The sequence below is a fragment of the Blautia obeum ATCC 29174 genome, assembly GCF_025147765.1.
Lineage (GTDB): Bacteria > Bacillota > Clostridia > Lachnospirales > Lachnospiraceae > Blautia_A > Blautia_A obeum.
Genome location: NZ_CP102265.1, coordinates 1026394 through 1039237, shown reverse-complemented (window position 1 = coordinate 1039237; position 12844 = coordinate 1026394). Strand labels below are relative to the sequence as shown.

Genomic DNA, 12844 nt, shown 5'->3' with positions numbered 1-12844 from the left:
TATTAAAGAAGAGAGGTAAATGTAAGATGGCAAAAATCGATTTAACTAAGTATGGCATCACAGGAACAACTGAAATTGTGTACAATCCTTCTTACGAAGTATTATTCGAGGAAGAGACTAAAGCAGGTCTTGAAGGATTTGAAGTAGGCCAGGAGACAGAACTTGGCGCTGTTAACGTTATGACAGGTATCTACACAGGACGTTCTCCTAAAGATAAATTCATCGTTATGGATGAGAACTCCAAAGATACAGTTTGGTGGACTTCTGATGAATACAAGAATGACAACCATCCTGCAACACAGGAAGCTTGGGATGCTTGTAAAGAAATTGCAAAAAAAGAACTTTCCAATAAGAAACTTTTCGTAGTTGACGCATTCTGCGGTGCTAATGCTGATACTCGTATGGCTATCCGTTTCATCGTTGAAGTTGCTTGGCAGGCACATTTTGTTACAAACATGTTCATCCAGCCAACAGCTGAAGAGCTTGAAACATTTGAGCCAGATTTCGTTGTATACAATGCTTCTAAAGCAAAAGTTGAAAACTACAAAGAACTTGGTCTGAACTCTGAGACAGCTGTAATGTTCAACATTACATCCAAAGAACAGGTTATCATTAACACATGGTACGGTGGAGAAATGAAGAAAGGTATGTTCTCTATGATGAACTACTTCCTGCCACTGAAAGGTATCGCAGCTATGCACTGCTCCGCTAACACAGACCTCAACGGAGAAAACACAGCAATCTTCTTCGGACTTTCCGGAACAGGTAAAACAACTCTTTCCACAGACCCGAAACGTCTCCTGATCGGTGATGACGAACACGGCTGGGATGACAACGGCGTATTCAACTTCGAAGGTGGATGCTACGCTAAAGTTATCAACCTTGACAAAGAATCTGAGCCAGACATCTACAATGCAATCAAACGTAACGCTCTTCTTGAGAACGTAACTGTTGATGCAAACGGAAAGATTGATTTCGCTGATAAGAGCGTTACAGAAAACACACGTGTTTCCTACCCGATCGACCACATCGAAAAAATCGTTCGCCCGATTTCTTCTGCACCGGCAGCTAAGAACGTAATCTTCCTGTCCGCAGATGCATTCGGTGTACTTCCGCCAGTATCTATCCTGACAGAAGCTCAGACACAGTACTACTTCCTGTCTGGATTCACAGCAAAACTTGCTGGTACAGAACGTGGAATCACAGAGCCAACACCTACATTCTCTGCTTGCTTCGGCCAGGCATTCCTGGAACTGCATCCTACAAAATATGCAGAAGAGCTTGTTAAGAAAATGGAAAAGAGCGGAGCAAAAGCTTACCTCGTTAACACAGGATGGAACGGAACTGGAAAACGTATCTCCATCAAAGATACCCGTGGAATCATTGATGCTATCCTGAACGGAGATATCAACAACGCTCCTACAAAGACAATTCCTTACTTCAACTTCGAAGTTCCTACAGAACTGACAGGTGTTGATACAGGAATCCTTGATCCACGTGACACATATGCAGACGCTGCTCAGTGGGAAGAAAAAGCTAAAGATCTTGCTGCAAGATTCATCAAGAACTTCGCTAAATACGAAGGAAATGCTGCTGGTAAAGCACTTGTTGCTGCTGGTCCTCAGTTATAATTTCATATTAAATAACAAAATCCAGGGGCTGCCGTTTAACGACAGCCCCATAATTTTTATCTCCCGGTGAGATACATTTTATTTAAATATGAAAAAGAAAATACTACGAAACGAGATGATGAGACATGAGTTGGTATAACGAAGCTATTTTTTATCACATTTATCCACTTGGCCTTACCGGTGCTCCCAAACAGAATGAGTACACAGAACCGGTACATCGCCTGAACACTCTTCTTCCATGGATCGACCATATCAAAGAAATCGGATGCACAGCCCTGTATATCGGACCGCTCTTCGAAAGTGTCGGCCATGGCTATGAGACAACAGATTACAAGAAACTGGACTCCCGTCTTGGAACAAACGAAGATCTGACTGCTTTTGTAAAAGCCTGTCATGACAAAAAAATCAAAGTAATTTTTGATGGTGTATTCAATCATACCGGACGCGATTTCTTTGCATTCAAAGATATTCAGCAGAATCGTGAAAATTCCAGATATCTGAACTGGTATTGTAATGTAAATTTCTGGGGAAACAATGAATACAACGATGGATTTTCCTATGATAACTGGGGTGGATACAATCTGCTTGTCAAATTAAACCAGAGAAATCCAGAAGTTCAGGATTATATCTGTGATGTGATCCGTTACTGGGTTTCTGAGTTTGATGTAGATGGAATCCGCCTGGATGCTGCCGATGTACTGGATTTTGATTTCATGCGTGCGCTCCGCCGTACTGCTGAAGAAGTCAAACCGGATTTCTGGCTGATGGGCGAAGTAATTCATGGAGATTACAGTCGCTGGGTAAATGGAGAGACTCTGCACAGTGTTACAAACTATGCTCTGCACAAAGCACTTTATAGCGGACATAATGATCACAACTATTTCGAGATCGCCCATACGGTAAAATATCTCCAGAATATGGGAAATCTGGATCTTTATAATTTCGTTGATAACCACGATGTAGAAAGAATCTATACAAAGCTATCCAATAAGGCGCACTTTACTCCGGTTCATATTCTGCTCTATACCCTTCCGGGCGTTCCAAGTATTTATTATGGTTCTGAGTTTGGGATCGAAGGACGTAAAGAACGCTCTTCCGATGACAGTCTGAGACCAGCACTTAATCTTGAAGATTACGAATCTGCCCTCAGTGATAATCCTTGCACTGCTCTCATTGCAGCTCTTGGTAAGATCAGACAGAATACACCTGCTCTGAGCTATGGAAGCTACACAGAACTGCAGCTTACCAATCGTCAGTTTGCATTTGCACGTGATCTGGACAGCGTGCGTGTGATTGTGACTGTCAACAATGACGACAACGATGCCTGGATGAATCTTCCTGCCGGAAATGCTGTTGAATATATTGGCACACTGACCGGGCAGAAAGTTTCTGTAGAAGGTGGACACATCAATGTACGCGTGGGTGCAAACAGTGGCGAAATCTGGGTACCATCAGAAGAAACATCTGTTCCTGAAACATTTTCTGAAAACAAGGACTCTATCGTTGAAGAAACACCTGTTACTCAGGAAGAAGTCAAAAACGAAGGCTCTGCAGAAACCAAAACAGCCTCAGCTTCCTCTGTACCGGAAGCTGCAAGTACAAAAGAAGACACCGATAGAACTCCTGCCTCTACTGAAAAGGAGCCTGTCAATTTCGATCCGAACAAAGCTCCGGAAGACATGTCCATCGAAGAGCTCCAGGCTGGCATCCTCGCAAAGATGGCAAACAACGGTCCCGTCACCGATCAGATGAAGAAAACAGTTTACGACAATATATGGCACGATTCTCTGGTCAACTGGCTCAAGAGCTTCTGCTGATTCATATTATAAAAGGCATACTGCATCGCAAATCGACAATTCTTTCTTAAGCGATGCAAAAAAGAGGAGTATCTCACACAATTTTCGTGTGATTACTCCTCTTTTCTTTTATATTGCTCTGTTATGCACATTCCCCGTCAGTCTCTGTCGCAATTCTCCACCGAGCATCGTCACAAATACACTTACCGCAAATACAGAAATGCATCTGTCCAGATAATCCGTCAGAAACTGTACTGCAAAGATACTTCCGGTCAGTCCAAGCGGTGTTCTGGAAAGAAGCTGGACCAGAATCGAAGATCCTGATGAGGTCACACCTCCAAATAATACTGCATTGATCACAGAACTTACAATCGTTCCCGGTACAGTGATCAGTACTGCAGCAAACAGCACTTTTACTTTCTTTACGGATAACTTACGAAAAACAAGTCCACTCATGATACCTGTGATCATACCCACAGGTGCAAAATATAACGAATAGATATCCACTGTCATACCCATAAAAATTCCACTGATCAGGTTCGGCAGCATACCAAACCACGGTCCCAGAACTGCACCTGTCAGAATAGTTCCAATGCTGTCCAGATAAACCGGCAGTTTCATAAAGAGTGCAATCTGTCCCCCGACAATATTGATTCCTACTGCCAGTGCCACCAGACAGATCTGGTAAACATTGATCTTGTTTTCTGAATAATCTTTTTTGTTTCTTTTCATTGTTATCTTCATTCTGTCACCTCTCTACAGCTCATGCAGAAGTTTAAATTCATCCTTCTTCCATCTGCTTCCATCATTTTTTCTGAGTACACGTTCCATAAAGAATGCAAAAAATCTTTCAGAATCTGTTTCTGTAAGAATCCTGCTATTCGGTTCTTTTTTCCAGAAGTTCATAGAATCTACAACAGTCTGACCACGACAAACTCCGTCAGTTGCAACGACTGTAAAGCTATCAAATCCATCGCACATGGATCGGTCAATAAAATATGCCACTGCCAGTGGATCATTGATCACGCAACCAATAATCCCCTCCTGTTCCCAGTGAAAATCCATATAAAATCCTGTGATCTTACGAATAAATTCTCCCATCTCCGGATCCAGGCGGCACATATATTCCAGCCTGTTCGGTGTCAGGACAATTTCACGCGTTACATCCAGTCCAATCATATGAATCTTGCTTCCTGCCTTTGCAAAAAGATCATACACAACGGCAGCTGCATCCGGATCACACCAGTAATTATACTCAGCTACCGGCGAACAATTTCCATGACTCTTGAAACTTCCTCCCATGGATACCATCTCTTCTACATTAGCGATCAGTTCCGGCTTTCTCGAAAATACTTTTGCTAGATTCGTCATCGGGCCAAGTGCGATAATGGATATTTTTTCTCTCTCCAGAAGTTCTGCCAGAAAATCAACTGCATTCTTCTTCTCATATTCACCTTCCACTTCCGGAAAAAAGCTTTCTCCAAGTCCATCCATCCCATGGGTATCCCTCGCATCAATATATTCTTCCCGGAGCGGAACTTCTTCTCCAATATAGATTGGAATATCCATTCTGCCAAGCTGCTTCAGAACCTTTCGTGCATTAGCCGCCCCCATATCAGATGGCACATTACCTGATACTGTTGTGATTGCCAGAATATCAAGTTCCGGAGAATTTGCAGCAAGCATGATCGCAAGTGCATCGTCAATTCCCGGATCACAGTCTATAATAATTTTACGCATAAAAAAACTTCCAACCTTTCCTTCTTCCAGGTGATTTTTATAAAAATCCTCCACAGAAAAAGGTATCGACGATCGGAAGATACCTGCATGACCTAGTTTTTTATACTGGGAGGGTTTCGAACCAGTTATGAAATTTATAAAACATTTCATAAAAATCTACTTATGAAACTTTTTGTAGTATAACAAAAAGGACTCCGGAATGCAAGTATATTTTTACATTCCGGAGTAAAATTTTAGTTACTGTGTATGAAATAAGTATTTACCGATTTTATTCAAATAACTTCTTCACCATATCCGCGTCAAAAATCACAGAAGATACATGATTTACTTCAATCTGATACAGAGCATTTGCAGCAATGTGTTCTGCCGCCTGTTCCAGATCACGGATACCGGTCGTATCAGCAAACTGATCGATCACTGCATCAAGTCCATCCGGAGCCACTACGCACTCTTCTTCTTTGAGACTCATGCGTTTTAATACTTTCGGAAGTGCAAATTTGGAGAAAATAACTTTCTTTTCTTCTGCTGTGTAATCCGGAAGTTCAATGACCGCAAAGCGGGACATTAACGGAGCACTGATCTGTGCTTTGTCGTTGGCTGTCGCAATCGGATAAACACCGCCAGTCGGAACCATACATTCCATATAGTTATCTGTAAATCCAAGGTTATCAAGGAGTGTCAGAAGTACATCCGCCGGATTACCATTTCCCTTGCCATTGGTTGCCTTATCCAGCTCATTGATAATAAATACAAGATTGGACTCGCCTGCCATGGAAAATGCTTCCATAATGATTCCAGGCTTTGCATTGGCATAGACACGGGAACTTCCGGTAAGCTGCTCCGGATCATTAATGGAACTCATATCCAATGTTGTCCACGGAAGTTTCAGGATACGTGCAACTGCATAAGCAATCTGGGATTTGCCGGTTCCTGCCGGACCAACCAGAAGCAGCCCGTATGCCGGAAGTGTATGCGTACGGTTAATCTGAATGATCGTCTCAATGATTCTCTGTTTTACTTTTTCCATTCCATAGAGTTCTTCATCCAGAATACGGCGCGCCTCTACTGGATCAATGGATTCAAAATAGTTATTTTTCCACTGAATATTCATCATAATGGACAGTGCTCTCTGTGCATGTCTGCGTTCTTCCTGCGATACCTCATGAGATTTCGCAACAGCAAGGTTTCTTCTTGCCCAGAGACGGATATTATCCGGCATGGTCCTTCCTGCACAGGTCATAAAATCCGTGATGCTCTGAATGCTGGTCAGCTTCATATCATCGCCGTCCTCATCTTCCTCATCTCCATCCGGAAGCTCTGTCGGTGCATTACTTGCCAGAAGACGTTCGATCATAAACTGCAGGAATCCATCTTCTGCTGAAAGTTTTCCGGCTCCTCCAAACGCAGTTTCACGAATCTTATAGATTGCATATCCATCTTCTGTATTCTGTCCAGATAATCGTACACTAATATGGTTTTCGCCCAGCCATTTTACGAGGCTCACAAAACGTGCATCAATTTTGAGAATATCTGCCGGGAAAACACCGTCCTGTTCTTTAAATTCAAAAGAAGATTTCTGGTTTGGATTGGAAAAGACACCACAGGAATGATGCTTCCACTGACGACTTTTATTATCAATGATCAGGATCGGTTTCTCCGGTGACGGTACTTTTTCATTCGACTGGAACGTCGTATAAGTACATTCCGGATCTTTCTTTTCTGTTTTGCTGTTGCTGAAATCAAATACTGGCATAATAAACTGCTGCTCCTCTTTTATTGTTTGTATTGTTGCAATGATTACCATGAATCTGTAATCACTTATCTGTCTTTAATTCTGATAAAACTCACCGCTGCACACATTATAGATTCCCCGTGGAGTAACGCGTATCTCTGGAATGACCGGCAGAGCCATAAAGGACAGAGTGATAAATGGCGCCATAGCATCCGGCACACCCATCTCGTGTGCCTTGCGGATCATTCGTTCCAGTTTTCTATGACTGTACTGAAAACCTGCATCACTCATCAGTCCCATTACCGGAAGTTCCAGTGTATCATATACATGATGATCTGCAACCAGTGTATAACCGCCCTGCGTACGGATCAGTTCCTGTACAGCAAGATACATATCTTCATCATTGTCACCAATTACAATGATATTGTGAGAATCATGGGATACACTTGACGCAATTGCGCCACCCTGAATACCAAATCCACTCACAACACCGACACCTGTTTTTCCAGTTGCTTTGTGCCTTTCAACCACCGCAATCTTCTGATACTGTTCATCTGCGGTGAATACTCCCATTTCATGAAGTATCTGTACATTTTTACGGACAGTTGTAATTTCACCTTCCTGCATTCCGACTACATTGAATATACCATCCGGAGATTCCAGTCGCAAGTCTTCCTTTGAGAATTCTCCAACATGAACTGTATTTTTCAGTTCTGATGGACATTCTTTTACAATGATCGCTCCGTCCTGATCAATTTTTCTGCCCTTATAGTAAACATCCTGGATCGTCATCTTTTCAAGATTATCCACAACAAGCAGATCTGCCTGATATCCAGGTGCAATCGCCCCAAGATGTGTTAATCCATAACATTTTGCAGAATTGATGGTTGCCATACAGATTGCATCTATCGGATTCATTCCGAGTCCGATAGCCTTACGTACATTATGGTCAATATGACCTTCTTTTTCAATATCTTCGATATGTTTATCATCTGTACAGAAGCAGAATCCCTCTCCATTCATCTGATTCTCTACGATTCCATTCACAATTGCTTTCAGATTTCTTGCAGCACTCCCTTCACGAATATGTACGATCATGCCATTTCGACGTTCTTTCATCGCATATGCAAAATCTGAACATTCATGATCTGTAGCAATTCCGGCCATCGCATATGCCTGCAGATCCATATCAGAAAGAAATGGTGCATGTCCATCCCTGACTTTATCCCTGAACAGTTCCAGTTTCCGGTGCATGGCTTCATCACCCTTTACAACTGATATGTAGTCCATGACTTCACCCAGTCCGAGAATTCTTTTTTTTGAAAGATAAGGTTCCATATCCTGTGCAGTAAGCGTGCATCCATTATCGTCGATTGCAGTTGCCGGAACACAGGATGGCATCATAACAAAAACATTGGCATCCACGTCTTCTGTCTGATTCAAAATATAATCAATGCCCTTTAATCCGGACACATTGGCCGATTCATGTGGATCTACGATAAACGTTGTCGTTCCATGCCTGGACGCCACTGTTACCAGCTCTGCCGGAGTCACAAGTGTAGATTCCAGATGCAGATGACTGTCTATAAATCCCGGACAGACATACCTGCCGCCCAGATCTGTTTCTTCTTCACCCTGGTAGTTTCCGATTCCAACGATCATTCCATCCTGAATCGCAATATCACCTTCCAGGATCTCTCTGGTAAAAACATTCACAATACGGGCATTTTTCAGTACAAATTCTGCTTTTCTCAGTCCACGGGTTACTTTTGAACATTTCTGATATTTCTGTAACTTCATAAAGCCCACACTCCTTTTTATTACCGCCCTTTACAGCAGTTCTATTTTTACCTTATTCTATTATTATCTGTGAAACTTCCGGCAGAAATTTAATCCAGTTTAATCCCGGAAAGTGCCTGTGCAAACGCATTGTTTACTGGTTCTGCTGCTTCTTTCTGCTGTTTTTTCAGATATTTCTGTACGTCTCTTTTGTTGACACCGGCTCCTTCTTTGGTTCTTCTGGCCTGGAAAGATGACAGCTTCTCTTTATATCCACATACACATACAAATGTTTCTTCTTTGCCTTTGACCAGCATCTCCATTCGCTTGTGACATTTCGGACATCGTGCATTTGTTGTACGTGAAATTGTCTCTCTGTATCCGCATTCACGGTCCTGACACACCAGCAGCTTACTGTTCTTGCCATTTACTGCAAGCATTCGTTTACCACAGTTCGGACAGATCTTATTCGTCAGATTATCATGACGGAAGGTTCCTGTTCCTGTCTTGATCTCAACAACGATCTCCTTGGTATATTCGCGAATTCCATCAAGAAAGACTTTCTGTTTCAGTTTGCCTTTGGATATATCAGACAGTTTCTTTTCCCAGTCTGCTGTCAGTTCCGGCTTCTTAAGCTCTTCCGGTACAAGTTCCAGAAGCTGTTTTGCTTTGGAAGTCAGATAGATTTCATTGCCTCTCTTTTCCATAAGGAAGGTGTGGAAAAGTTTTTCAATAATATCTGCTCTGGTGGCAACTGTGCCAAGTCCACCGGTTTCTCCCAGCGTCTTTGCTGCTTGTGTATCTTTTGAGGACATATATTTCACCGGATTCTCCATTGCCGCCAGAAGCGTTGCCTCAGTAAAATGTGCCGGCGGCTTGGTCTTACCTGTTGTCAGACGAACACTGCCTATCGGAAGCTTCTCTCCCTGTTTCAATACCGGAAGCTTCTGGTCTTTCAGTGTCTGCTCTTCTTCGTCATCGTCCGTGCTTCCGCCTTCGTAAACTTCTTTCCAGCCAGCACTCACAACCGTCTTGCCACTTGCCACAAAACTCTGTCCCGCTGCCTTCCCTTCCATGGAAGTCTGTTCATATTCAAATGGAGAATAAAGAACACTCAAAAATCTCCGCACAACCATATCATAGATTTTGCGTTCTTCATTTGTCATATGATCCAGCTGCACAAACTGCTCTGTCGGAATGATCGCATGATGGTCACTGACCTTTTTATCATCCACGAAACTTCCGTTTGTATGGATTGGTTTAGTAAGCAGCGCACCGGCAAGTTTTCGATATGGGCCGGTTCCACAGGCTTTCAGTCTCTCTTTGATCGTCGGGACAACATCCTTGCCGATATAACGGGAATCCGTTCTCGGATACGTAAGTACCTTATGATTCTCATATAATCTCTGCATGATATTGAGTGTTTCTTTTGCGGAAAATCCATATTTCTGGTTTGCTTCCCGCTGCAGAGTCGTCAGATCATAAAGTCCGGGAGCCATTGTTTTCTTAGGCTTTCTGTCCACAGATACAAGTTCCAGATCCGTATTGGAAATCTTCTTCTGGATCTCCTCCGCACGCTCTTTCTGAAAAGTTCGATAGCTTCCGTTCTTCGCATCTTTCCAGGTCCACTGTATTCCACCAGCCTGCAAAGTTACTCCAAAGTAATCCTCTGGTTTAAACTTACGTATTTCTTCTTCTCTTCTCGCAATGATTGCAAGTGTCGGTGTCTGTACACGCCCGCAGGAAAGCTGTGCATTATGTTTACAGGTCAGCGCTCTTGTTCCATTGATTCCAACCAGCCAGTCTGCCTCTGCTCTGGCAACTGCCGCACGATAAAGATTATCATAATCTCTGCCGTCTTTCAGATTGTGAAATCCGTCACGAATTGCTTTATCGGTTACTGAAGATATCCACAGACGGCGAATTGGTTTGTGACATCCGGACTTATCCAAAATCCAGCGGGCAACCAGTTCTCCCTCTCTTCCGGCATCGGTTGCAATGATGATATCACCGATATCTTTTCGGAACAGCTGTGTCTTCACTGCCTGATATTGTTTGGAAGTCTGTCGGATAACGACAAGTTTCATTTTATCCGGCATCATCGGTAGAGTTTCCATATCCCATTTCATATATTTCTTATCATATTCTTCCGGATCTGCAAGTGTCACAAGATGTCCCAGGGCCCATGTTACAACATATTCTTTGCCCTCAAGGATTCCGTTACCCTTCTGGGTACAATGGAGTACTCTTGCAATATCCCTTGCTACAGATGGCTTCTCTGCTATTACCAATGACTTCATACTTCTGCCTCTTTCTCAGGTTATTATCCGTTGCTGTCTGTTTTCCCAGCAAGCTTTCAGTTAAATCTGCTTTGATGTGAGTATATCATATCCCAACAAAAAAAGGAAGGTATGTCACCTTCCAATCTTATATCCTACGCCACGCACTGTTTCAATCAGATCTCCGGCGCTTCCCAGCTTCTGCCTGAGTGTCCGGATATGTACATCCACAGTTCTGCTTTCACCATCAAATTCATATCCCCATATCTGATTCAGAAGCTGTGTTCTTGATAAAACCATTCCGCTGTTTTTCAGAAGCAGCACCAGCATCTCATACTCCTTCAATGTCAGATTAACAGGTTCCTGATCCACCGTCACTATATGTCTTCCCGGACACAGATACAGGTTTTCCAGATGATATTCTTCTGCGCCTTTATCCTCTGCCCGACGAAGCCGTGCCTTGATACGTGAGATCAGCTCCATCATACGAAACGGCTTCGGGATATAATCATCTGCACCGCTGTCCAGTCCCATGACCACATCATATTCTGTGCCTTTGGCCGTCAGCATGATTACCGGAATCTTGCGTGTGTCCGGTCTGGTACGCAGTTTTCGTAAAATCGATATTCCGTCTTCTTCAGGAAGCATGATATCCAGAAGGATCAATGCCGGCACTTCTTTCTCCAGTTCTTTCCAGAACAGGGACGGTCGTTCAAATCCTTTTGCATCCATTCCCTGACTCTTTAATGTATATACTACAAGTTCACGAATACTCTCATCGTCTTCTACAAGATAGATCATTTATTTCCTCCTGCCTGTCTGTTTCTTCACAAACAGGTTCTTTTTTATCTTTTTGCAAAGTATAAAAAATGAACGTTAAATTTCCGGCCTGCACAGTGTTAAATGTTTGTAAATTTCTGTCGAACATGCTATGATAAAGAGAACATAAGGGAGGAACTCATGTACTATTTTATTATAAATCCCAACTCCCGTTCCGGCAAAGGTGCTCTGATCTGGAGGGATCTGGAGAACATTCTGCGTGAACGGAATATTAAATACCAAACTTTTTTTACAGAATATAAAGGACATGCTGTTAAGCTTTCTGCTTCCATTACTGCCTCGATTCCGGAAGATAGTCAAATCAAGCTGATTGCCGTTGGCGGTGATGGTACGATACAGGAAGTCCTGAGCGGAGTAAAAGATATTTCCCGTGTCATTTTCGGCTACATTCCCACCGGATCCGGAAACGATTTCTGCCGCAGTATGAAACTTCCACAGGATCCTATGAAGGCACTCGAACTGATTCTTTCCGATAAACGTCCACATCTGATGGACGTTCCTCATATTTCCTGTGGTTCCAACAGCAGTCGTTTCGCGATCAGCTGTGGAATCGGTTTTGACGCAGCGGTATGCCATGAAGTTGGCGTCACTCCTATGAAAAAAGTCCTGAACAAAATCGGCCTCGGCAAACTGGTCTATCTCTTTGTCGCATTGAAACAATTGCTTTTCCTGAAGCCATCTTCTATGACACTGCTCATGGATGACAATAAAAAAGAAGAGTTTTCCAAAGTATATTTTACTGCCATCATGAATCAGAAATACGAAGGCGGTGGATTCAAATTCTGTCCCGATGCCAGTCCTTCCGACGGCTATCTGGATGTGATCGTTGTAGACAGTTTGAGCAAACCCAAAGTAATATGTTGTCTTCCTACTGCTTTCTTCGGAAAACATACACATTTCAATGGTATCCACATTTTTCGCTGTAAAAAAATTGATATCCACAGTGAAGCCAGACTGGCCGTACATAAAGACGGAGAATCCGCTGGTCTTTTGCATGATTTTTCTGTATGTATGGAACCGAAACAAATCAATATGATCTCATAGAAG

The 12844-nt window shown here is 42.9% G+C and carries 9 protein-coding genes and 1 riboswitch; of the genes, 3 read left to right on the top strand and 6 right to left on the bottom strand.

Going from position 1 to position 12844, the window contains the following annotated elements; translation table 11 throughout:
* The first annotated feature begins 26 nt into the window (after positions 1 to 26).
* Both pckA and NQ503_RS04940 read left to right on the top strand, forming a co-directional pair.
* Entirely contained in the window at positions 27 to 1631 is a 1605-nt protein-coding gene (gene pckA, locus NQ503_RS04945) for a phosphoenolpyruvate carboxykinase (ATP) (protein WP_044925952.1), read from the top strand.
* A gap of 125 nt (positions 1632 to 1756) precedes the next feature.
* Positions 1757 to 3448: an alpha-amylase family glycosyl hydrolase gene (locus tag NQ503_RS04940; RefSeq protein WP_005426879.1), complete on the top strand. Its 1692-nt coding sequence runs from the start codon at positions 1757 to 1759 to the stop codon at positions 3446 to 3448.
* Between the two features lie 108 nt (positions 3449 to 3556).
* Here the strand turns inward: NQ503_RS04940 and NQ503_RS04935 are convergent, their stop codons facing one another.
* From NQ503_RS04935 to NQ503_RS04910, 6 genes are all read right to left on the bottom strand, one after another.
* The gene (locus tag NQ503_RS04935; RefSeq protein WP_005426881.1) at positions 3557 to 4171 is read right to left on the bottom strand and encodes an ECF transporter S component; all 615 of its coding nucleotides are present in this window, start codon (positions 4169 to 4171) and stop codon (positions 3557 to 3559) included.
* A gap of 12 nt (positions 4172 to 4183) precedes the next feature.
* Positions 4184 to 5167, bottom strand: coding sequence for a nucleoside hydrolase (locus NQ503_RS04930; protein ID WP_044926028.1), 984 nt, complete (start codon positions 5165 to 5167; stop codon positions 4184 to 4186).
* A gap of 86 nt (positions 5168 to 5253) precedes the next feature.
* A riboswitch (PreQ1 riboswitch) is annotated at positions 5254 to 5298 on the bottom strand.
* A gap of 137 nt (positions 5299 to 5435) precedes the next feature.
* Positions 5436 to 6920 carry an AAA family ATPase gene (locus NQ503_RS04925; protein WP_044925954.1) on the bottom strand — a complete coding sequence of 495 codons (1485 nt, stop codon included), beginning with the start codon at positions 6918 to 6920 and terminating at the stop codon, positions 5436 to 5438.
* Between the two features lie 75 nt (positions 6921 to 6995).
* On the bottom strand, positions 6996 to 8699 hold the full coding sequence (gene ade / locus NQ503_RS04920) for an adenine deaminase (protein WP_118393069.1): 1704 nt from the start codon (positions 8697 to 8699) through the stop codon (positions 6996 to 6998).
* An 89-nt stretch (positions 8700 to 8788) separates the two neighbouring features.
* The gene (locus NQ503_RS04915; protein ID WP_005426888.1) at positions 8789 to 10978 is read right to left on the bottom strand and encodes a DNA topoisomerase III; all 2190 of its coding nucleotides are present in this window, start codon (positions 10976 to 10978) and stop codon (positions 8789 to 8791) included.
* Positions 10979 to 11092: 114 nt separating this feature from the next.
* The gene (locus tag NQ503_RS04910; protein ID WP_005426890.1) at positions 11093 to 11758 is read right to left on the bottom strand and encodes a response regulator transcription factor; all 666 of its coding nucleotides are present in this window, start codon (positions 11756 to 11758) and stop codon (positions 11093 to 11095) included.
* A gap of 159 nt (positions 11759 to 11917) precedes the next feature.
* Between NQ503_RS04910 and NQ503_RS04905 the strand changes: the two genes are divergently transcribed.
* Positions 11918 to 12841 carry a diacylglycerol/lipid kinase family protein gene (locus tag NQ503_RS04905; protein WP_118013018.1) on the top strand — a complete coding sequence of 308 codons (924 nt, stop codon included), beginning with the start codon at positions 11918 to 11920 and terminating at the stop codon, positions 12839 to 12841.
* Positions 12842 to 12844 lie beyond the last annotated feature (3 nt).

Bases quoted from the DNA above. Each gene is read 5' to 3' on its own strand.
- pckA (WP_044925952.1), top strand. From the start codon at position 27: ATGGCAAAAATCGATTTAACTAAGTATGGCATCACAGGAACAACTGAA.
- NQ503_RS04940 (WP_005426879.1), top strand. From the start codon at position 1,757: ATGAGTTGGTATAACGAAGCTATTTTTTATCACATTTATCCACTTGGC.
- NQ503_RS04935 (WP_005426881.1), bottom strand. From the start codon at position 4,171: ATGAAGATAACAATGAAAAGAAACAAAAAAGATTATTCAGAAAACAAG.
- NQ503_RS04930 (WP_044926028.1), bottom strand. From the start codon at position 5,167: ATGCGTAAAATTATTATAGACTGTGATCCGGGAATTGACGATGCACTT.
- NQ503_RS04925 (WP_044925954.1), bottom strand. From the start codon at position 6,920: ATGCCAGTATTTGATTTCAGCAACAGCAAAACAGAAAAGAAAGATCCG.
- ade (WP_118393069.1), bottom strand. From the start codon at position 8,699: ATGAAGTTACAGAAATATCAGAAATGTTCAAAAGTAACCCGTGGACTG.
- NQ503_RS04915 (WP_005426888.1), bottom strand. From the start codon at position 10,978: ATGAAGTCATTGGTAATAGCAGAGAAGCCATCTGTAGCAAGGGATATT.
- NQ503_RS04910 (WP_005426890.1), bottom strand. From the start codon at position 11,758: ATGATCTATCTTGTAGAAGACGATGAGAGTATTCGTGAACTTGTAGTA.
- NQ503_RS04905 (WP_118013018.1), top strand. From the start codon at position 11,918: ATGTACTATTTTATTATAAATCCCAACTCCCGTTCCGGCAAAGGTGCT.